A 19,801-nucleotide genomic window follows, 5' to 3' on the forward strand; every position below is an offset into this window, starting at 1 on the left:
CGCGCGCCGCGGGGGCGGGGCGGGGGGCCGCCCCCCCCGACTGCAACGGTAATCGGTGGGCGTTCGAATCGGTGGCCGTGGAATCCGTGACCCTGGACCCGGCGGCCGTTCGAATCGGTGACTGCGCTAGACGCCGACGGACTCCCGGACCGGGACCGGCTCGGGGGCGGCGGTGTGCAGCTTGCTGCCCTCGACGTCGATGTCCGGTATGAGGCGGTCCAGCCACGTCGGCAGCCACCAGGCGCGGCGGCCGAGCAGGGCGAGGACGGCCGGGACGATCGTCATGCGGACCACGAAGGCGTCGAACGCGACGGCGGCGGCGAGGCCGAGACCCATCATCTTGATCATCGGCTCGCTCATGCCGATGAAGCCCGCGAAGACGGCCATCATGATGAAGGCGGCGGCGGTAACCACCCGGGCGTTGTGGCGGAAGCCGGTGACGATGGCCTGGCCGGGCTGCTCGCCGTGCACGTAGCCCTCGCGGATGCGGGTGACCAGGAACACCTCGTAGTCCATGGCGAGGCCGAAGACCACGCCGATCATGAAGATCGGCATCATGCTCATCACCGGCCCGGTCTGCTGGACGCCGATCAGGTCGGCGAGCCAGCCCCACTGGAAGACGGCGACGACGGCGCCGAGCGCGGCGGCCACCGAGAGCAGGAAGCCGAGCGCGGCCTTGAGCGGGACGAGGACGGAGCGGAAGACGACCAGGAGCAGGAGCACGGCCAGGCCGACGACGATCGCGAGGTAGGGCACGAGTGCGTCGGTGAGCTTCTGCGACACGTCGATGTTCATCGCCGTGGTGCCGCTGACCAGGACGCTCGCCCCGGTCTCGGCCTTGAGGCCCGCCGCGTGGCCGCGGATGGCGTGGACGATGTCCTTGGTCTCGGCGGCGGCCGGGCCGGTGGCCGGGATCGCGTTGAGCAGGGCGGTGTCGCCGGCCTTGTTGAACATCGGCGGGGTGACGGTGATGACCCCCGGCAGCGCGGAGACCGTCTTGGCGACCTCGCTCGCGGCGGCCTTCGGGTCGGGCGCGCCCTTGGCGTCCACCAGGACGGTCAGCGGGCCGTTGAACCCGGGACCGAAGCCCTCGGAGAGCAGGTCGTAGGCGCGGCGCTGGGTGGTGGAGGTCGGCTTGGCCTCGTCGCCCGGCAGGCCGAGCCGCAGGTCGAGCGCGGGCGCGGCCAGCACGCCGAGGCCGATCACGCCGCCGAGCAGCACGGCGACCGGCCGGCGCAGGACGAACCGGGCCCAGCGGGCGCCACCGTTCTCCTTCGCGGACGCGGGGGCCGGGGAGGCCCCGTCGGCGTTCCCGGCGCTCTTGCGGACCTTGCGCGGCAGCACCCGCTTGCCGATGAAGCCCAGCAGGGCGGGCACCAGCGTGAGCGCGACCAGGACGGCGATGACGACCGTGCCGGCCGCGGCCATGCCCATCTTGGCGAGGAGCGGGATGCCGACCACCGAGAGCCCGGCGAGGGCGATCACCACCGTGAGGCCCGCGAACACCACCGCGGAGCCGGCCGTGCCGGCGGCCCGGCCGGCCGCCTCCTGCGGGGTGCGGCCCTCGGCGAGCTCGGCGCGGTACCGGGAGACGATGAACACGGCGTAGTCGATGCCGACCGCGAGGCCGAGCATCATCGCGAGCGTGCCGGTGGTGCTGGACAGGCCGAGTACGCTGCCGAGCCCGGTGATCAGCGCCATGCCGAGGCCGACGCCGACGACGGCGGTGAGCAGCGGCAGCCCGGCGGCGACGAGCGAGCCGAAGGTGATCGTCAGGACGACCGCGGACAGCGCCATGCCGATGGCCTCGCTGCTGCCGCCCGCCTCGGGCTTGGCCGCCAGGGCGGTGCCGCCGATCTCGACCTTGAGCCCGGCGTCCCGGCCGTGCTGGGCGGCCTGCTCCAGGGCGCTGGTGGCGCCGGCGGACAGCTTGCCCGCCTTGACGGAGTAGTTCACCGTCGCGTACGCGGTGGTGCCGTCCTTGGAGATCGTGCCGGCCTTGAACGGGCTGACCGCGCCGGTGACCTCCTCGGCGTGCGCGAGCTCGTCGACCGTCTTCTCGACGACCTGCTGGTTCGGCCCGGCGGTGATCTTCTGCCCGGAGGGGGCGACGAACACCATGCGGGCGGAGGCGCCGTCGGCGTGGCCGCCGGGGAAGCGCTCGTTCATCAGGTCGAAGGCCTTCTGGGCCTCCGTGCCGGGCATCGCGAAGCCGTCGTCTGGCGCGGCGGGCGCCTTGGCCGCGAGGACCCCGCCGACGGCCAGCAGGGCGACCCACAGGAGGGTCACCAGCCGGCGCCGGACGAAGGCCCAACGGCCCAGGCGGTAGAGCAACGTGGCCACGGGAGAGCGGCCTCCTTCGGATCGCGGTCTTCGACCTGGTGCGGAACACGCCGCGGAGGGCCGGGCGCCGGTCGGCGCGGTCCTTCCGCAGCGTGACCAATCCTTCGTCGCCGGCCCCTGCTCCGTCGTCATCCCTGCGCAGACACTTCCCGTACTGCGTACGCAGTAGGTCACCTCCCCGGACGGCGGAGCGCACGCCCTCCCCTCGAAGCAGTCCCGGGTGCTTCCGACGGCGTACCCGGCGTGACCCCAGCGGCGGGCGTCACCCGTGCGGGGACGTCACCCGTGCGGGGGCGACAACGGGCCGGTCGCGGGCGGCCGAAGTAGCGTGATGTGCCTGGCCCGGCCGTTTTCGGACGCCCGGACCGACCCCACCCGATCGGTGCTGACCCCAGCCCGCCGCCGGAGGTGCCCCATGGGCGTACCCGCCGCCCGCATCGTGTTCGACGAGAGCGACCGCACGGCCGTCGCCGAGGCGGTGGCGGAGATCCTCGCCACCGGTGCGATGACGCTCGGCCCCTGGACCGAGCGCTTCGAGCAGGCCTTCGCGGCCGAGCACGGCGCCTCGCACGCCGTCGCGGTGTCCAGCGGAACGTCGGCGCTGGAGATCGTCCTGCGCACCGTCGGCGTGCGGGACCGCGACGTGGTCGTGCCCGCCGTCACGTTCTACGCCACGGCCGGAGCCGTGCTGCACGCGGGCGGCCGTCCGGTGATCGCCGACGTCGACCCGGCCACCCTCGCGCTGTCCCCCGAGACCCTCGCCGCGGCCCTCACCCCGGATACGGCAGCCGTCGTACTCGTCCACATCGGCGGGCTGATCACCCCGGCCGTCGACGACCTGCGCGCGCTGTGCAACCGGCACGGCGTCCCGCTGATCGAGGACGCCGCGCACGCCCACGGCAGCAGCCTCAACGGACGCGCCGCCGGGTCGTTCGGACTCGCCGGGGCGTTCTCGTTCTACCCGACCAAGGTCACCACGAGCGGCGAGGGCGGCATGATCCTCACCGAGTCGCCGGAACTGCGCGACGAGGCCCGGATCTACCGCGACCAGGGCAAGGGCTCGTTCAGCACCAACCACCACGTCCTGCCCGGCTACTCCTGGCGGATGAGCGAGCTCAACGCCGCCGTCGGCGCCGTCCACCTGCGCCGGCTCAAGGAGTTCATCGAGACCCGCCGGGCCGTCGCCCGCCGCTACGACGAGGCGCTGGCCGGACTGGCCGGGCTGGAGCCGGTCGCCGAACCGGTCGGCTGCCGCAGCAACTACTACAAGTACGTGGCCCTGCTGCCGCGCGGCGTCGACCGGGCCGACTTCAAGCGGATCGCCGCCGAGGAGCACGGCGTGCGGCTCTCCGGCGAGGTGTACGACCTGCCGCTCCACCTCCAACCGGTGCTCGCCCCCTACCGGCGCGGCCCGCTGCCCGCCGCCGAGGACGTCTGCGCGCGGCAGGTCTGCCTGCCGGTGCACTCCGACATGACCGAGGACGAGATCGAGCAGGTCGTCGAGGCCGTCTCGGCGGTCCTGCGGCGGCTGGCCTGACCGCGGCCGGCCGGCCACCCGCACCGATCCGTCGCCCGACCGACCGCCTCACCGACCGCCTCACAGACCGCTCGACAGACCGCTCAGACCGCTCAGACCGCTCGACAGATCAGCCGAAAGACCGCCCGACAAGGAGAGAGACCGTGCGGATAGCCGTCACCGGGGGATGCGGATTCATCGGCTCGCACGTCGTGGACCGGCTGGTCGCGGCCGGGCACGACGTCCTCGCGATCGACACCGCCGACAAGTACCTCAACCCCGAGGCCGAGCACGCCAGGATCGACGTCCTCGACCTGCCCGGCCTCACCGCCGCCCTGGCCGGGAGCGAGGTCGTCTACCACCTGGCCGCGATGGCCGACGTCGACCAGATCCGCACCGACCCCCTGCGCGCCGTCCGCGTCAACATCGACGGCACGGCGACCGTCCTGGAGGCCGCCCGGCGCAGCGGCCTCAGCCGCACCGTGCTCGCCAGCACCGTCTGGGTGTACGGTGCCGCGCTCGGCGCCGAGGACCAACTGGGCGGCGACGAGCAGGAGCTGGACGAGCACGTGCCGATCGAGCTGGAGCGCAGCGGGCACCTGTACGTGGCCACCAAGCTCGCCGCCGAGATGCTCGTGCACAGCTACCGCGAGCTGTACGGCCTGCACTTCACCATCCTGCGCTACGGCATCCCGTACGGGCCGCGGATGCGCGACGAACTGGTCGTCGCCCGCTTCGTGCAGGCGGCCCTCGCCGGGCGGCCGATCACCATCGCCGGCGACGGCCGGCAGAGCCGCAACTTCGTCTACGTGGAGGACCTGGCCGACGGCCACGTCCGGGCCCTGTCCCCCGCCGCCGAGGACCAGACCTTCGCCCTGGAGGGCTCGACCGCCGTCTCGGTGCGCGACATCGCCGACACCGTCGACGAGCTGCTCGGGCCGGTGTCGATCGAGCACATCGAGGCCCGCACCGCCGACTACGCGGGCCGGCGGATCTCCTCGGCGCAGGCCAAGCGGCTCCTCGGCTGGTCGCCGCGGACGAACTTCGCCGACGGCGTGCGGCGGTACGCGGACTGGTACCGGGCCTCCCTCGGCTCCTGAGGCGCCGCTCGTGCCGCACGCACTGCTGATCTCCGGCTCCCTCGGCCAGGGCCACGACGTGATGGCCCGGGCCTGCGCCGACACGCTCCGGGAGCGCGGCTGGACCACCGACACCGTCGACGCGATGGCGCTGCTCGGCGAGCGCTCCGGCGCGGCCGGGGAGGCGGTGTTCCGGCGGCTGCTCGACCTGCCGGGGGTCTACGACGCCTTCCACTTCTCCGCGCTGCGGCCCGGCGCCCGCATCGCGCTGCTCGCCGACGCGGCGGCCCGCTCCCGGCTGGTGCCCGCGCTGCGGGAACTGACCGCCCGGCAACGGCCGGACCTGGTCGTGTCGGTGTTCGCCACCGCGACCTCGGCCGTCAACCGGCTGCCGGGGCGGGACTTCAGGCACTTCGTGTTCTGCACCGACGTCACCCCGCACCGGCTGTGGGTGCAGGAGGGGACGGACCTCTTCCTCGTCACCTCCGAGGTCGCCGCCTGCGCGGTGCGGCGCTACCGCCCGGACGCGGAGATCGCCGTGCTGCCCGCCCCGCTGCGCGCGCCGTTCTACCGCCCGCCGGGGCGCGCCGCGGCACGGGCGGAGCTGGGCGTGCCGCCGGACGCCCGGTGCGTGCTCCTCATGTCCGGTGCCTGGGGCCTCGGCCCGCTCGCCCGGACCGCCGGCTCCCTCGCGGCCGCCGGGCCGCACGTGCTCGCGGTGGCCGGGCGCAACGCGGAGCTCGAACGGCGGCTGCGGCGGGCCGCCGCCCGCGAACCGCGCCTGCACCCCTTCGGGTACACCGAGCGGATCCCGGCGCTCATGGCCGCGGCCGACCTCGTCGTCACCAGCTCCGGCGACACGTGCAGCGAGGCCCGGGCGCTGGGGCGGCGGATGCTGCTGCTCGACGTCGTCCAGGGGCACGGACGGGACAACCTGCAGCACGAACTGGAGCTCGGCCACGCCGACGTGACGAACGCCCACCCGGCCGACGTGGTCCGCAACGCCCTGGCCGCGCTGACCCGCCCGGAGCCCGCGCCGTCCGTCGGCGCGACGCCGGACGCGTGGCGCGCCGGGTTCGGCGCGGCACTGGAGAAGGCGGGGCTGGGGTGAGGGCGCGGCTGGGATACGGGACGAGGCCGGGGTAAGGCGCCGCAGTGTCAAGGGAGTTCGCGACGCACCAGCGCCTTGTGGGCCGGCTCGCCCGTCCTGCGCGCATGGGCGAGGCGGGCCTTGACCTCGGGCAGGGTGCGCGGGCGGTAACCCGGGCCGCCACAGCAGCTCTTGTGGAAGCCGATCCCCGCGTTCAGCAGCACGGACAGCGTCCGCCAGGCCGCGGTGTCGCGGCGGCGGGGCGCGGCGAAGGCGGAGCCCGCGTGGAACATCGGTGCGGCGCAGCGCGGGCAGATGCGCTCCAGCGCGCCGTAGGGCTTCTTGTACGTGGCCCGGCAGGGCAGGCAGACGTACGAGGTCTTCGCGTGGGCCATGGGCCGAGGGTATCGAGCGCGCGGCCAGCGGGCCGAGCGATTTACCGGCCGCTCAGGACGGCGGCCGGTCCGGGGGCACCGCGTGGTCTCGGAGGGGGCCGAGGGTGAGGGCGTGCGCGCGGCAGTGGGCGGCGATGAGGGGGAGCGCGGCGAGGGTGGCGCGCCAGGAGCCGGGGGCGGAGGTGCAGTCGGAGTCGTGGAGGAGGAGCGTCGCGCCGCCGGTGAGGCCGGGGCGGGCGGTGGCGTGGACGGACTCGCCGGTGGCCTCGGCCGTCCAGTCGCGGCCCCACGCCGTCCACAGGACGCTGCGCAGGCCGAGGCGGCGGGCGGCCAGGGCGGGGCCGGCGGTCAGCACGCCGTACGGCGGCCGGTACCAGAGCGGGCGGGCACCGCACAGATCGGTCACCGCCTCGGTGGCACGCCGGAGTTCACGCAGGTCGCGGGCCGGGGCCGGGTACCACTGCTGCCGGTGGTGCCAGCCGTGCACGGCCACCTGGTGGCCGCGGACGACGAGTTCGCGGCCGAGGTCGGGGGCGCGGTCGAGCATCGCCCCGAGGAGGAAGAACGTGGCGCGGGCGCCGAGTTCGTCGAGCGCGTCGAGGACGTACGGGGTGCTGTGCGGGTCCGGTCCGTCGTCGAACGTCAGGGCGACGTGGCCGGGGGTCGTGCCGAACCCGGCGGTCCGGCGCGCCACCGTGCGGCGCAGCACCGGGAGGCGGACAGCGGCCGGGGCCAAGTGGAGGAGCTCGACGGCGGCCGCGGCCGCGAGGAGGTGGCGGGCCGTCACCCGAAGCGGGACGCCATGCGGCGGAACACGCCCGGCGCGGCGCCGTGGATGCGGGCCGGGACGCCCAGCCAGTGCGGCACGAACAGGCGGTCGCGCTCGGTGCGGATCGTCGCCACGACGGTGTCCGCGACCCGCTCCGCCGACACCGGGCGCGGGCGGTCGCGCTGGTACGGGGTGCCGCGGCGGTCGAAGAACGGGGTCTCCACCGCGCCCGGCAGCACCAGCCGCACGCCGACCCCGGTGCCGCGCAGCTCGTACCAGAGGCTCTCGGCGAACATCGCGAGGCCGCCCTTGGTCGCCGAGTAGCCGGACTCGTCGCGCACGCCGACCTGGCCGGCCATCGAGCCGAGCAGGACGATCCGCCCATGCCGGCGTTCCAGCATGCCCGGCAGGAGGAGGCGCACCAGGCGCAGGGGGGCGGCGAAGTTCACCTCGATCATCCGGTCGAGGGTGTCGGACGGGGTGTCCTGGAACGCGCCGCGCCAGCCCAGGCCCGCGCTCGCGACCAGCACGTCCACCCGGCCGGCCGTCTCCAGCGCGGCCTCGGCGAGGCGGGCCGGGCCGTCCGGCTTGCTCAGGTCCTCGGGCAGGGCGACGCCGCCGGTGCGGGCGGCGAGCTCGTCCAGCCGGGCGCGGTCGGTGCCGGAGAGCAACAGCCGCCAGCCGGCCTCGGCCAGGCGGGTCGCGGTGGCCAGGCCGATGCCGGAGGACGCGCCGGTGATCAGCACCACGGGGCGTTCGGGCGCCCCCGGGTGTCGGGACCCTCGGTGGGCTTCGTCCGCCATCGCGCACCTGCCGCTCTGCTGTCCTACGTGGACGCCGTCCGTTTTGTCCGGCAAGCCACCTTCGCACGGCGGCGCCGCGCGGGCTACCGGGAGGGCCTTGCGGGGCGCACTGCCGTGGCACTGGCGGGGCGGGACTAGCGGGGCGGGACCGCCGGCTCCGCCCGCGTGCCGGCCTCGGGGGCGAGCGCCTCGGCCGACTCCCCCTCCAGCTCGCCGAACCGGGACAGCACGAACGTGCCGCCCACCGCCACCGCGAAGCCCGCCAGCGCACACCATTCGAGCCCCGGCCGGGCGGCGTCGCCGAGCGCCACCACCCCGACCAGGGCCGGGCCGAAGGTCTCGGCGACCGTCCCGGCGGCCGTCGCGGCGGTCACCGTCCCGCGCTGCAGCGCGAGGGCGTACGCGAGGTAGCCGCCGAGCCCGCCCAGCACGAGGGCGTACGCGACGGGGTCGGCGAGCACGGACGTCAGCCGGTGCGCGTCGAGCACGCGGACGGCGAGGCTGGTCACGCCGAACCCGACGCCGGCGAGCAGGCCGAGGCCGGCCGCGGCGACCGTCCCGTTGCGCCGCACGAGGACGACGGTGAGCAGCACCATGACGACGGTCGTGCCGAGCAGCGCCCAGTGGAACGCGGCCGGCGCGTACTCGCGGCCCTCCTTGCCCGAGCCCAGGCCGAGCAGCGTCAGGCCGAGGACCACCGCCACGATCCCCGCCAGGTCGCCGCGGCGCAGCCGCGCGCCGAGCAGCCAGACGGCGGCGAGGGCGGTGACGGCGAGGCTCGCGTTGGTGACGGCCTGCACGAGGAAGAGGGGGAGGCTGCGCAGCGCCACGATGCTCAGCACGAAGCCGACGATGTCCAGCAGCGTGCCGAGGACGAACTGCCACGAGCGGACGAGCGCCGCCAGCAGGCCCGCCCGCACCCGGTCCGCGCGCGGCGCCGACCTGGCCCCGCGCGCCTGGAACACCGCCCCGAAGCCGAAGCAGACGGTCGCGACCAGCGCCGTCGAGAGTCCGAGCAGCATGCTTCTCCCAGCCTCGGGGGCAGCATCGATCCACCACCAGTCTGTGACAGGAGGGGCGGGGCCGCACGGTCCACGGGGGCGGGGCATGACGGGACGGGGGCGTGGTCGAGAAGGGTGATCGACGGAGGACCCGCCCGGCTCACCCGGACCGGCTCACGGTTTCAGGGCCACGCCCGAGTAGCACGCGGCCTCGGTGTCGGTGACGGCCGGGTCGTCGGGGGCCGGGCGCCAGCGGGGGGTGGGGACGATCGTCGGGGCGATCAGGGTCCAGCCGTTGAAGAAGCGGGTGAACTCGGCCCGGGTGCGGGGCTGGGTGGCGGTGCCGGCCGCCGCGTAGATGTGGATCAGCCGGGCGACCTCCTCCGGGGCGAACTCCGGGCTGACGTGCGTCATCACCAGCGCGCTGCCGGGGGCGAGCGCCGACTTGAGGTGCTCGACCACCTCGCGTGCGCCGTGCGCGTCCGGGACGAAGTGGAACAGCGCGTTGAGGGAGAGCGCGACCGGACGGGCGAGGTCGAGGGTCTCGCGCAGGCCGGGCGCGGCGAGCAGGCCGGTCGGGTCGGTGACGTCGGCCTCGACGTAGGCCGTGCGGCCCTCGGGGGTGCTGGCGAGCAGGGCCTGGGCGTGGGAGAGCACGATCGGGTCGTTGTCCGCGTAGACGACCCGGGCGCGCGGGTTCACCCCCTGGGCGGTCTCGTGCAGGTTGGGCGAGGTGGGGATGCCGGTGCCGATGTCGAGGAACTGGTCGATGCCGGCCAGCGCGAGGGCGCGGGTCGAGCGGTGGACGAAGGCGCGGTTGGCGCGGGCGGCGGCGCGCAGCCAGGGCGCGATCGCGAGCGCCTGGCCCGCGGCCTCGCGGTCGGCGGCGAAGTTGGTGAAGCCGCCGAGGTAGTAGTCGTACATCCGGGCCGAGTGCGGGACGTTCAGCCGAAGGTCCACCCCGTCGTACCGGTTCATCGCTCTCCTCTGTGCGGCGCCTGCTGCGCAACGTGATCGATTGCTGCCCAGGCCGGCCGGAGGTCAACCGCGGCCCCGTCCCGCTCGGCCTTGTACGCAACCAGACACTCATTCCCATGAGATGACAATCTGTATTCGCTTTGCAGCCTGGAGTGACAGGGCTGATGGAATGAGGATGGGCGCACACAGCCCGACCCTCGGGTGGCCCGGCGACCGGCCGGTGCCACGGAAAGCAGGCTCGATGACGATCGACAGGGGTGGCCGCGAGGCCCTCGCGGTGCCGGGCGAGTCCGTCAACGTCCGGATGGGGCTGGCCTATTCGGCGTTCTGCGAGACCCACGAACCCGCCTGGCACGCCCTCGCGCTCACCCGGATAGGCAACCGCGCCGACGTCACGCTCGTGGTGGAAGCGGTCAAGGAGGACCTCGCCCGGTGCTGGTCCCAGGTGCTGCGATTCGAGGAGCCCGCCGCGTACGCCTGGCGGCTGGCGAACCGGCACATCGCCGACTGGGTCGCGGGCGAGGAGCCGGTGGCGGTCGAGGCGGTCACGTTCGCGGCCGTGATCGGGGCGTTCAAGCAGGTCGCGAACGGGCTGCTGCACAGCGAGGCGGACGAGGTGCGGCTGTACGCGGCGATCCTCGAACTGCCTGACCGCCAGCGGGACGTGATCGTCCTGCGCTACCTGCTCGGCCTGCACGTCAAGGTGATCGGGGCCTACCTGGACCGGCCGGTGGCCACCGTGCACTCCAACCTGCGGCACGCCCGGGAGCGGCTGGCGCGGCGGCTCGGGGTGGGCGAACTCCCGGACAGCGAGGGCGCGCAGTGACGCTCCGGCCACGACCCGAGCCCGAGCCGCACCCGCCGGTCGACGGGCCCGGCACTCCCCCGCCCGACGGGGCGCGGAGTGCCGGGCAGGGGCGCGCGCCGTTCCACGTGCCCCGACCCGAACGCGCCCACGCCGAACGGATCGCCGCCCTGCGTCAGGCCCGACTCACCGCAGGACCGCCCCACCTGCCGACCGAGCACGAGCAGGCCGCCTTCGAACTGGGCCTCGTGGTGGCCCTGGTGCTGGGCGCGCCGGACGCCTCGCGCGGGCTCGACCTGCTGGTGAACGCACGCCGCATCCAGCCCGAGGGGGCCGAGGTGTTCGGCGCGCTGCTGTACGCGACCGGGCGGGAGGAAGGCGCCGAGTTCTGGTGGCGCTTCGCCGCCGGGTCCGGGAGCGGGACCGCCGCGTACTGCCTGCACCTGCACCACCTGATGCTCGGCGAGACCGACGACGCGGACTACTGGCGCGCCTGGTCGGACCAGCTCGCCGCGGCCGAACGCACGCGCGGGCCGCGGCCGTTGCGGGTGAGCCGGCCGCTGCTGCCGGACGACGTGCGGCGCGACATCCTGTCCCGCTGCCACCGTGGGCTGGCACCGCAACTGCCGCCCGCGCTGGTCGCGGTGATCGACCGGCTCCCCGTCCAGGACGGCGACGGGGATCCGCACGAGGTGCCGAGCCCGTGGGAGCTCACCTCGGGGGCGACGGCGGAGTGCTCGTGGGAGTGGGAGGACACCCAGGGGTGAGGCGACGGGCGCTCGGTCTTCCTCCGTTCAGGTGAGCCGGGGCGGGTGCGGCGTCCGGGCGGGCGCGGGGTTCAGGCGGGTGCCGCGTCCGGGCGGGTGCGGGGTCCAGGCGGGTGCGGCGTCCGGGCGGGTGCGGGGTCCAGGCGGGTGCGGCGTCCGGGCAGGTCCGGCGTTCAGGCGAGTCCGGCGAGGCGCGCGGTGATCACGGGGTCGCGGCCGTCGCCCTCGGTCGTGCCCCCGGGCCCGTGGACGACGTAGTGGTGCGGCGCCATCACCGTGTCCCGGCCGGGCAGCGCCGCGACCACGGCCCGGTGGGCGACGGCCGGGGTCAGCGCGGGGTCGCCGGTGGTGAGGCGGGCGACGAGCCGGCCGTCGACGCATTCGACGACCGCGGCGGCGCCGAGGACCTCGGCGAGGACCGTACGGAGGGCGGCCAGGTCGATCCACGAGCCGTCGACCTGCCGCCACTCCCCCGCCCGCAGGGTCGCCGGCCGGGCGGCCAGCGGGACCGGGCCGTGGGCGGCGGCGGCCAGGAGGGCGAGCAGGCGGCGGGCGAAGGCCTCGGTCTCGGCGGCGTCGAGCACCTGCGGACAGGCGGACAGCACGAACTCCAGCACGCCCCCGTGCCGCAGGACCGTGAACATCAGCCGGACGCCGATCGGCTGGTCGGGCAGCCTGATCAGCTCGGGGTCGGCGGCCGGGGCCGGGCGCGTGTCGAGCACGGCGTCGGGGACGGCCTGGCTCACGTCGTTCACCACCAGCCGCCGGGGGTACCGGGCGCCGCGCAGGTGCGCGGTGTCCTCGACCAGCCGCCAGACCTGCTCGGCGTCGAGCGTGCTGTGCCAGTACGCCCGCAGCGCGGCCGACTTGGCACGGCCGACCAGCCGGTCGAAGTCGGCGACGCCGGTGTCGAGGAGCAGCAGCGCGTCCTGCGCGAGGGTGCCGACGTGGTCGGTCATCGCGGCGCGCTGCCGGTTCGACGAGAGCGCCGAGATCATCAGCTCGTGGCCGCCCGCCCGCTGGGCGGCCAGGGCCGCGAAGGCCGCGAGCACGACGACGGACGGGCCCGCGCCGGTGCGGCGGCAGACGGCGGCGAGGTCGCGGGCTCCGGCGGCGGACCGGACCAGCACGGCTCCGACGTGGTCCGGCGGGCCTGCGATCCGCGCGTCCGCGAAGGGTGTGAGCGGACCGGTGGCGAGCAGGCGCGCCCAGTGCCGCAGGGCGGCGTCGGTTCTTCGCAGGCCCCGCGGGCTCCGCTCGACGGCGGCCACCCGGAGCGGGGTGGGGGCGGTGACGGGCGGGAGCTCCTTGCCGGCCGCGAGGTCGAGCCAGTCCTCGATGAGCACGGCGGTGGCCGCTCCGTCGGCACCCGCGTGGCACACGACGGCGATCAGCCGCAGCACGCGGTCACCGTAGGCGAGCAGGATGAAGCGCAGCCGGGGAGCGGCGGCGACGTCGAACGGCAGGGCCACGTCGGCGCGTCCCAGCGCCTCGGCGAGCGGATCGAGTCCGGCGGCCGGAACGTCGGCGGCGTCGACGACCGTGACGTCGAACTCGCCTTCCGCGTGCACCACTTGGCGGTCGGGAAAGCCGTCTTCCCCCGACCCCCGGGGGAAGGACGTGCGCAACGACTCATGCCGCTCGACGAGTTCACGCAGGGCGCGAAGGGCCTGTGGCACGGTGACGCCGTCCGGCACCGGCCAGACGGACTCCCGGTTGATCGCCGCGGGGGCGTCGTTGCGGATGCAGCGGAGCATGTTGTCCTGGCCAAGCGTGAGCGGGCCCGTGCCGCTGCTCGCGCCGTCGTACCGGACGGTGATCCGTCGGCTGGTCCGTGTCACGTCGCACGCGCCTCTCGGCCTGCCCGGATCGGACCGGGGGCGGGAATGTGTCCCGGACGCTACCAGCGGCCTCCGCGACTGGTCCAGACCACATCGCGCATCGAATTCCGCTCTCAATTCCCTTGCCATACTTCGTAGTTGACATGACAAGGCGACTCGCCGAGAACGGCGAGGGCGGCACGGAACGGCCCCGGGACCGGGACGTCGGACAGCCACACCGGCCCCGGCCCGAGCGCGCCCGCATCCGCGAGCAGCAGCGGCGACGGACCGTCGACGGGCAGGTCGAAGGACTGCACCAGCCGGCCGCCGTACGCCTTCGCACAGGCCTCCCGGCGGCACCACAACTCCGTGAAGCGCTCGGGCGATTCCAGGACGGCCCGCGCCTCGGCGGCCGGGAAGAAGCGCGCCGCCACCCGCCCGGCCACCCGCCGGTCGTGGATCCGCGCGACGTCGACGCCGAGCGGCCGCCCATCCGAAAGGGCCAGCGCGGCAAGGGAGTCGGAGGCGGAATAGTTCACCTCCAGCCCGCCGGCCCGCTCGGGCAGCGGCTTTCCGTGCCGGCCGCGCCGCCACACGACGTCGGCCGGACGCACGCCGAGCCGGGCGCCGACCAATTGGCGGACGGCGCCGTGCACGACGGTGAAGCGTCGGCGCACCACCGGGTCCGCCCCGGCACACCGCGCGCGCTCACTCTCGTCGAGGAGGTGCCACAACTCCTCCGCCACTGATGCCGGCTGGTCGGTCGGGATGAGCCAGACGTCGACGGTCACGGGAGCGCGAGCGTGTTCAGCACGCCCAGCCGGCGGTCGAAGCTCGCGACCAGGACGGGGGTGTGCTGCGGTAGCCCCTCGGCGAGTTCCGCCCACACGCCGGTGAAGGGCTGGGCGGTCGGACCGCCCACGCCGGGGCCGCGCACGAGCGCCGTTCCCGGCTCCAGCGACTCGGCGAGCATGCGGACCTCCTTCTCCGGGTCGTCCGTGCAAGGCATTTGGCGGATGTCCATCGACTCCCCCGGAGCCTCCTCGCACACCAGCACCACCGCACCGTGCCGCTCGGGCAGTCGGACCGGTGCGCCGGGCGCGTAGTGCAGCGCCGTCTGCTCGGCGACGACCACCACCGCTCGGCGGCAGAATCCGGTGCGGTGGTACTCGGCGGCCAGTCGCAGGGCCGTGAAGGCGGCGCCGAGCCCCTGGTCGCAGACCGCGAACGCGAGCGGCGACCCCGGACAGGAGCGGCTCAGCGCCAGCGAGGACGGTGCGCCCGGACGGACGTCCGGCGAGTCGAAGGCCAGGATCAGCAGGTCGACGGGCTCGTCGTCGGCCAGCTCCTCGCGCAGCAGGCCCGCCGCCATCTCCTCGTAGGAGTGGCCGGCGCCCGCGCGCAACAGGTCCTCGCGCACCGGCAGGCCGTACGGGCGGGTGAGGTCGGTGACGAAGACGCGCAGGTCCGGGTCGAGCGACAGTTCCGACCGGCCGTCGAAGCGCCGGGCCCGGGCCCGGGTGATCCGCAGGCCGCGCGTGGCCACCCGGTCAGTCCTCGGGGATGATGTGCCCGGCGACGTAGTCGGCGAGGCTGGTGACCGAGCGCAGGTCCTCCTCGGTGATCTGCTCGACGTCGACCTGGATGTCGAGCGACTCCTCCAGTTCGAGGATCAGCTCGATGGTGCCGGCCGAGGTGAGGCCGAGGTCGTCGAAGAGGCAGGCGTTCTCGGGGATCTCCGGCAGCTCGCGCTTGAGGACGCGCGGCAGGAGCTCGCCGATGCCGTGCAGGATCCGCTCGCGCAGCTCGGGGTCAGTGGTCTGGACCACGGGTTCCGACATGGGTGAACCGTCCCGTCGTACGTGGGAAGTGGCTGAAGTGACTGATGAAGACCAGGGGGACAAAGGCCGACGGACCGTCAGCACTGGACCGTCATCGCGGAGAAAGTGGCTCCGATCCCGGCGGCGGCGATCAGGTAGCGGTCGCCGCGGCGGAGCAGCCCCCGCGTCGTGGCGGTGTGGAGGTTGATCAGGCTGTCCGCAGCGAAACTGTGCCCCACGGACGGCACGTTGTCCAGCACCACCTTCTCCACCGGGAGCCCGATCCGGCGCGCCAGCATCCGCCAGGAGGCCTGGTTGACGTTGTGCGGAAGCACCGCGGCCAGGTCCGAGAGGTCCAGACCTGCCTGGTCCAGGGCGGCCTCGATCGCCTCGGTCAGCACGACCGGGTACTCGCGCTGGTAGCGGGCGAGGAGGTCCGGGTCCTCGGCCAGCCGGCCGTCGAACTCGGGGCGCTGGCGCACCGCGAAGGACAGCACGCGGTGCCGCTCGCCGGTCGCGCGGACCAGGCAGGCGGCGGCGCCCTCGGCGAAGACGCCCGTCTCGGGCACCACCTGGGCGTCCCTGGTGAAGGTCTTCTCGCCCGCGACGACGAGGGCCAGCGCCTCCGGGTCCGGGTCGCCGGCCAGCAGGCGGCCGGCCAGGTCGATCGCCAACAGGCCCACCGCGCAGGCGTGGTGGGTCACCGTGAAGGCGTTGGCGTGGGCGAGGCCGCGCCGGGCGATCAGGTCGTGCAGGGGGTTGAGCGGGTAGGGCACCGCCACCGGCATGCTGCGGGCGTGGATCACGAAACGGACGTGCCGTTCGCGTCCGCGCAGCTCCGTGAGGTTGTCGACGGCGGCGTCGAGCAGGTCGGGCAGCGTCCCGTCCGGGTCCAGTCGCAGCTGGTCCAGGCCGTGGAAGCGGCGGAAGAGTTTGAGTTGACGTGGGGTCAGGCCGATGCGCTCGCCCACCGCCTCGATGGGCACGGCGTGCGGGGGGAGGTGAACGGCCACTGCCTCCAGTGCGGTCACGCGGGCTAGTATTCCCACGCCCGGACCGGTCGCACAAGTGATCGCGGGCTCCTTCTCTTCGCACTCTCCTCGCGTTTCTCGCATTCCCTTCGCTTTTCCTCCGCACCGGCCACCGCCGCCGGTCGCGCCCGCCCCGTGCCGTCGAGCAGGTGGAGCCTTCCCGTGAACGATCCCGAACTTCCCGCATGCGCGGGGGCCGCATCCGTCCGCCCCGACCTCGTCGCACTGCTGGTCGGGGCCGCCGCCGCACCGCCCGGGTGGGCGTCCCGCGTGACGCCGGACGCCCGGCTCGACGGCGACCTCCTGCTCGACGAGACCGAACTCGCGGCGCTGGCCGAGGGCTTGCGCGAACGGTTCGGAGCGAGGGCCGATCTCGCCGCGCTGCGCGCCCGGTTGGACCTCGCCGCGCTGGAGGCGCTCACCATGGACGACGTGCAGCGACTGATCTCCGGGGAGGCGGGAGCATGAGCCGGTTCCTCCTCGTCATGCCCCCGTTGACCGGGCACGTGAACCCGGCCGCGGGCATCGCCGCCGAGCTCGCGCAGCGCGGCCACGACGTCCTGTGGACCGGCACCGAGACCGTCCTGCGTCCGCTCCTCGGGCCAGGCGCACACGTCCTCGGCACCGGCACCCGGGCGTTCCGCGCGCAGGGCGGGCACGGGCTCGCCGCGCTGCGCTCGCTCTGGGAGGGTTTCATCGTGCCCTACGCGCGGTTCACCGCGAAGCCGCTGGACGCGATCGTGCGCGAGCACCGGCCGGACGTCGTGCTGGTCGACCAGCACACCCCGGCGGGCGCGATCGTCGCACACCGGCACGGGCTGCCCTGGGCGAGCTTCGCACCGGGCGCGATGGAACTCGGCCGACCGTACCGGGCGTTGCCGCAGGTCGAGGCCTGGATGACCGGGCTCCTCCAGGGTCTGTGGGAGCGGGCCGGGCTTCCCGCGGAGGAGTTCACCGACCCGCGCTTCTCCCCCGCGCTGGTGCTCGCGACCACCGGGCCGGCCCTCACCGGCGCCGGCGCACACCCACCGGAGTACGCGCTGGTCGGGCCGGTGCACGGCGAGCGGCCGGCCGACCCGTCGTTCCCGTGGGAGCGCCTGCTGCCCGGGCGCCGGCGCGTCCTGGTCACCATGGGCACACTGGCCGGCGAGCTCGGTGCGGACTTCCACGCCCGGGCCGTCCGGGCGCTGGAGCTGTGCGGGGAGGACGTGCAGCCGGTGTTCGCGGCGCCGCACGAGCTCCTGCCCGAACTCCCGCCGCACGCCGTCGCGGTGGACCGCGCGCCGATCCTGGAGATGATGGCGCGCGGCACCCTGGACGCGGTGCTCTGCCACGGCGGGATGAACACCGTCGGCGAGGCGCTCGCGCACGGGATTCCGCTGGTCACCGCGCCGATCCGGCACGACCAGCCGTTCGTCGCGGCGCAGGTCGAGGCCGCGGGGGCGGGGGTGCGCGTGCCGTTCGCGCGGGTCTCGCCGGAGGGGCTCGCCCGGGCGGTGCGCGGCGTCCTCGACGACGAGCGGTACCGGGCGGCGGCCGCCCGGGTCGGCGCCGGGCTGCTGGCGGGCGGCGGAGCCCGTACGGCGGCCGACCGGCTGGAGGCGCTGCTCAACGGGCCCGCGGCCGGGCCCCTTTAGCAGACCGGAAGATCGCACGTCCATTGGTCTAGGCCATTGTCTCCGCCCGGCCGACGCCCTAGGGTGGCGCCCGACAGCGGCCCGGCCGCACCTGGACCGGTGTGCCGGCCGCCCATCCCCGCACGGGAGTTCCGGTTGATCGAGACCACGGGACTGCGCAAGTCCTACCGCAAGAAGACCTCCCGCAGGAGCGGTGAGGACACCACCGTCGACGCCGTCCGCGGCATCGACCTCACCGTCGACGCGGGCGAGATCCACGGCTTCCTCGGCCCCAACGGCGCCGGGAAGACCACCACCCTGCGCATGCTCGCCACCCTGATCCGCCCCGACGGCGGCCGGGCGACCGTGGCCGGCGCCGACCTCTTCGCCGACCCGGCGGAAGTGCGGCGCCGGATCGGCTACGTCGCCCAGGGCGGCGGCACCACCGACGGCGTCAGCGCGCGCGAGGAGCTCGTCCTCCAGGCCCGGATGCACGGCGCCCCCAAGGCGCGTGCCGTCCGGGCCGCCGAGGACGCGCTCAAGGCCTTCGACCTGGGCGAGTTCGGCGACCGCCCGTGCGCGACGTACTCCGGTGGCCAGCGCCGGCGGGTGGACATCGCGCTCGGAGTGATCCACGAACCGCGCGTGCTCTTCCTCGACGAACCCACCGTCGGCCTCGACCCGGCCAGCCGGGCGCACGTGTGGGCGGAGATCAAGCGGCTGCGCTCCGGAGGCATGACCGTCGTCGTCACCACCCACTACCTCGACGAGGCCGACGCGCTGTGCGACCGGGTGGCGATCGTCGACCACGGCCGGGTCGTGGCCGAGGGCACCCCCGAGGCGCTCAAGCGAGAGATCTCCGGGGACGTCGTGCTGGTCGGCCTGGCCGACACCACCGAGGGCGCCGCCGAACGCGCCGCCGAGGTCCTGAGGACCCAACCGTACCTGCACCGACTGGAGTTGCGGGGGGAGGACGGGCTGCGGCTCTACCTCGACGACGGCGCGGCCGCGATCCCCCGACTGCTGCGCGCACTGGACGGCGCGGGCGTCACACCCGGCACCGTCCAGCTCCAACGGCCCAGCCTGGACGACGTGTTCCTGGCCCGCACCGGCCGCTCGCTGGAGCAGACCGCCTGAGCCGCCACCTGGAAGGAGTTCGCGTGAAGCTCGCCCGTGACACCTGGCTGGTCTTCCAGCGGCAGTTGCTGCTGATGATCCGCACCCCGGTCTGGATCGCCGTCGGAATCATCCAGCCCCTGTTCTACCTGCTGCTGTTCGCGCCCCTGCTCAAGAAGGTGCTCGCCCCCGAGGGCGCGAGCAGCTACGCCGACGCCTACCAGGTCTACGTGCCGGGCCTGTTGGCGGTGCTGTGCATCTTCGGCGGCCTGTTCACCGGCTTCAGCCTGCTCGGCGAGCTCAAGGCCGGCATCATCGAACGCTCCCGGGTGACGCCGGTGAGCCGTCTGGCGCTGCTGCTCGGGCGCGCGCTGCGGGAGATGGTGGCGCTGCTGGTGCAGGCCGTCCTCATCACGCTGATCGCGCTGCCGTTCGGGCTGCGGGTGAGCCCGCTCAACCTCCTGCTCGCCTACCTGCTGCTCGGCCTGCTGGCACTGATGACCTCGGCGATCTCCTTCGGCATCGCGCTCATGGTGCCGACGGACGCGGCGATGGCACCGGTCGTGAACACCATCGCGCAGCCGATCGCGCTCCTGTCGGGCGTGCTGCTGCCGCTCACCCTCGCGCCCGACTGGCTGCGCTCCGCCGCTCACTGGAACCCCTTCTACTGGGCCGTGGAGGGCATGCGGGCGCTGTTCTCGGGGCACGCCGGCGACGCCGTGGTCTGGCAGGGGCTGCTGGTCGTCGTCGTGATGACCGTCCTGTCGGTGTACTGGTCGGCGCGGCTGTTCTCGACCCGCGTGCGCTGACGAGCGGAACGACGAGAAGGGCCCGGCCAGCACAGGCCGGACC

Annotated in this window: 20 protein-coding genes; 9 read left to right on the plus strand and 11 right to left on the minus strand. The window is 74.5% G+C overall.

The window, feature by feature from the left end:
• Nucleotides 1-126: 126 nt before the first annotated feature.
• On the minus strand, nt 127-2,343 hold the full coding sequence (locus tag ACFV4F_RS34970) for an MMPL family transporter (RefSeq protein WP_380508726.1): 2,217 nt from the start codon (nt 2,341-2,343) through the stop codon (nt 127-129).
• Between the two features lie 415 nt (nt 2,344-2,758).
• Here ACFV4F_RS34970 and ACFV4F_RS34975 point away from each other — a divergent pair, with 415 nt between their 5' ends.
• The 3 genes from ACFV4F_RS34975 to ACFV4F_RS34985 all read left to right on the plus strand — a co-directional run bounded on the left by ACFV4F_RS34975 (nt 2,759) and on the right by ACFV4F_RS34985 (nt 6,049).
• The gene (locus tag ACFV4F_RS34975) at nt 2,759-3,880 is read left to right on the plus strand and encodes a DegT/DnrJ/EryC1/StrS family aminotransferase (RefSeq protein WP_380439819.1); all 1,122 of its coding nucleotides are present in this window, start codon (nt 2,759-2,761) and stop codon (nt 3,878-3,880) included.
• A gap of 143 nt (nt 3,881-4,023) precedes the next feature.
• Nucleotides 4,024-4,959, plus strand: coding sequence for an NAD-dependent epimerase/dehydratase family protein (locus ACFV4F_RS34980; RefSeq protein WP_380508729.1), 936 nt, complete (start codon nt 4,024-4,026; stop codon nt 4,957-4,959).
• 10 nt (nt 4,960-4,969) lie between these two features.
• Nucleotides 4,970-6,049, plus strand: coding sequence for a hypothetical protein (locus ACFV4F_RS34985; protein ID WP_380495553.1), 1,080 nt, complete (start codon nt 4,970-4,972; stop codon nt 6,047-6,049).
• A 47-nt stretch (nt 6,050-6,096) separates the two neighbouring features.
• Here ACFV4F_RS34985 and ACFV4F_RS34990 read toward each other — a convergent pair whose 3' ends face one another.
• From ACFV4F_RS34990 to ACFV4F_RS35010, 5 genes are all read right to left on the minus strand, one after another.
• Nucleotides 6,097-6,423 carry a deoxyxylulose-5-phosphate synthase gene (locus tag ACFV4F_RS34990; protein WP_380439825.1) on the minus strand — a complete coding sequence of 109 codons (327 nt, stop codon included), beginning with the start codon at nt 6,421-6,423 and terminating at the stop codon, nt 6,097-6,099.
• Between the two features lie 52 nt (nt 6,424-6,475).
• Nucleotides 6,476-7,210 (minus strand): polysaccharide deacetylase family protein, encoded by a 735-nt coding sequence (locus ACFV4F_RS34995; RefSeq protein WP_380508732.1) that lies wholly within the window; start codon nt 7,208-7,210, stop codon nt 6,476-6,478.
• Complete coding sequence (locus tag ACFV4F_RS35000; protein WP_380439829.1) at nt 7,207-7,941, minus strand: SDR family NAD(P)-dependent oxidoreductase; 735 nt, start codon at nt 7,939-7,941, stop codon at nt 7,207-7,209. Before ACFV4F_RS35000 ends, ACFV4F_RS34995 begins: the two co-directional genes overlap by 4 nt.
• 188 nt (nt 7,942-8,129) lie before the next feature.
• Nucleotides 8,130-9,017, minus strand: a complete 888-nt coding sequence (locus tag ACFV4F_RS35005) for a hypothetical protein (RefSeq protein WP_380508735.1) — start codon at nt 9,015-9,017, stop codon at nt 8,130-8,132.
• Between the two features lie 153 nt (nt 9,018-9,170).
• Nucleotides 9,171-9,974, minus strand: a complete 804-nt coding sequence (locus ACFV4F_RS35010; RefSeq protein ID WP_380508738.1) for an SAM-dependent methyltransferase — start codon at nt 9,972-9,974, stop codon at nt 9,171-9,173.
• Between the two features lie 241 nt (nt 9,975-10,215).
• Between ACFV4F_RS35010 and ACFV4F_RS35015 the strand changes: the two genes are divergently transcribed.
• Complete coding sequence (locus ACFV4F_RS35015; protein WP_380439835.1) at nt 10,216-10,800, plus strand: RNA polymerase sigma factor; 585 nt, start codon at nt 10,216-10,218, stop codon at nt 10,798-10,800.
• Between the two features lie 107 nt (nt 10,801-10,907).
• Nucleotides 10,908-11,546 carry a hypothetical protein gene (locus ACFV4F_RS35020; protein WP_380439837.1) on the plus strand — a complete coding sequence of 213 codons (639 nt, stop codon included), beginning with the start codon at nt 10,908-10,910 and terminating at the stop codon, nt 11,544-11,546.
• A 173-nt stretch (nt 11,547-11,719) separates the two neighbouring features.
• On the opposite strand, the gene ACFV4F_RS35025 is transcribed toward ACFV4F_RS35020, so the two are convergent.
• The 5 genes from ACFV4F_RS35025 to ACFV4F_RS35045 form a co-directional block, all read right to left on the minus strand.
• Nucleotides 11,720-13,387 (minus strand): condensation domain-containing protein, encoded by a 1,668-nt coding sequence (locus ACFV4F_RS35025; protein WP_380508740.1) that lies wholly within the window; start codon nt 13,385-13,387, stop codon nt 11,720-11,722.
• Between the two features lie 113 nt (nt 13,388-13,500).
• A complete protein-coding gene (locus ACFV4F_RS35030) occupies nt 13,501-14,157 on the minus strand; it encodes a 4'-phosphopantetheinyl transferase family protein (protein ID WP_380508743.1) in 657 nt (218 codons plus the stop codon).
• Entirely contained in the window at nt 14,154-14,912 is a 759-nt protein-coding gene (locus ACFV4F_RS35035) for a hypothetical protein (protein WP_380508746.1), read from the minus strand. The genes ACFV4F_RS35030 and ACFV4F_RS35035 overlap by 4 nt, the downstream gene beginning before the upstream one ends.
• Nucleotides 14,913-14,916: 4 nt before the next feature.
• On the minus strand, nt 14,917-15,207 hold the full coding sequence (locus ACFV4F_RS35040; protein WP_380508749.1) for a phosphopantetheine-binding protein: 291 nt from the start codon (nt 15,205-15,207) through the stop codon (nt 14,917-14,919).
• Between the two features lie 77 nt (nt 15,208-15,284).
• The gene (locus tag ACFV4F_RS35045; protein WP_380495574.1) at nt 15,285-16,217 is read right to left on the minus strand and encodes a 3-oxoacyl-[acyl-carrier-protein] synthase III C-terminal domain-containing protein; all 933 of its coding nucleotides are present in this window, start codon (nt 16,215-16,217) and stop codon (nt 15,285-15,287) included.
• Between the two features lie 162 nt (nt 16,218-16,379).
• Here ACFV4F_RS35045 and ACFV4F_RS35050 point away from each other — a divergent pair, with 162 nt between their 5' ends.
• The 4 genes from ACFV4F_RS35050 (at nt 16,380) to ACFV4F_RS35065 (ending at nt 19,758) form a co-directional block, all read left to right on the plus strand.
• Nucleotides 16,380-16,685, plus strand: a complete 306-nt coding sequence (locus ACFV4F_RS35050; RefSeq protein WP_380508752.1) for a hypothetical protein — start codon at nt 16,380-16,382, stop codon at nt 16,683-16,685.
• Nucleotides 16,682-17,854, plus strand: coding sequence for a glycosyltransferase (locus ACFV4F_RS35055; RefSeq protein ID WP_380508755.1), 1,173 nt, complete (start codon nt 16,682-16,684; stop codon nt 17,852-17,854). The genes ACFV4F_RS35050 and ACFV4F_RS35055 overlap by 4 nt, the downstream gene beginning before the upstream one ends.
• 135 nt (nt 17,855-17,989) lie before the next feature.
• The gene (locus ACFV4F_RS35060; RefSeq protein WP_380508758.1) at nt 17,990-18,970 is read left to right on the plus strand and encodes an ATP-binding cassette domain-containing protein; all 981 of its coding nucleotides are present in this window, start codon (nt 17,990-17,992) and stop codon (nt 18,968-18,970) included.
• Between the two features lie 23 nt (nt 18,971-18,993).
• Nucleotides 18,994-19,758, plus strand: coding sequence for an ABC transporter permease (locus ACFV4F_RS35065; RefSeq protein ID WP_380439855.1), 765 nt, complete (start codon nt 18,994-18,996; stop codon nt 19,756-19,758).
• Nucleotides 19,759-19,801 lie beyond the last annotated feature (43 nt).

Source organism: Kitasatospora sp. NPDC059722, assembly GCF_042733235.1.
Lineage (GTDB): Bacteria > Actinomycetota > Actinomycetes > Streptomycetales > Streptomycetaceae > Kitasatospora.

What these genes read in the sequence shown, in the direction of transcription:
- ACFV4F_RS35055 (WP_380508755.1), top strand. Translation starts at nt 16,682, where the DNA reads ATGAGCCGGTTCCTCCTCGTCATGCCCCCGTTGACCGGGCACGTGAAC.
- ACFV4F_RS35010 (WP_380508738.1), bottom strand. Translation starts at nt 9,974, where the DNA reads ATGAACCGGTACGACGGGGTGGACCTTCGGCTGAACGTCCCGCACTCG.
- ACFV4F_RS35005 (WP_380508735.1), bottom strand. Translation starts at nt 9,017, where the DNA reads ATGCTGCTCGGACTCTCGACGGCGCTGGTCGCGACCGTCTGCTTCGGC.
- ACFV4F_RS35040 (WP_380508749.1), bottom strand. Translation starts at nt 15,207, where the DNA reads ATGTCGGAACCCGTGGTCCAGACCACTGACCCCGAGCTGCGCGAGCGG.
- ACFV4F_RS34990 (WP_380439825.1), bottom strand. Translation starts at nt 6,423, where the DNA reads ATGGCCCACGCGAAGACCTCGTACGTCTGCCTGCCCTGCCGGGCCACG.
- ACFV4F_RS34975 (WP_380439819.1), top strand. Translation starts at nt 2,759, where the DNA reads ATGGGCGTACCCGCCGCCCGCATCGTGTTCGACGAGAGCGACCGCACG.
- ACFV4F_RS35015 (WP_380439835.1), top strand. Translation starts at nt 10,216, where the DNA reads ATGACGATCGACAGGGGTGGCCGCGAGGCCCTCGCGGTGCCGGGCGAG.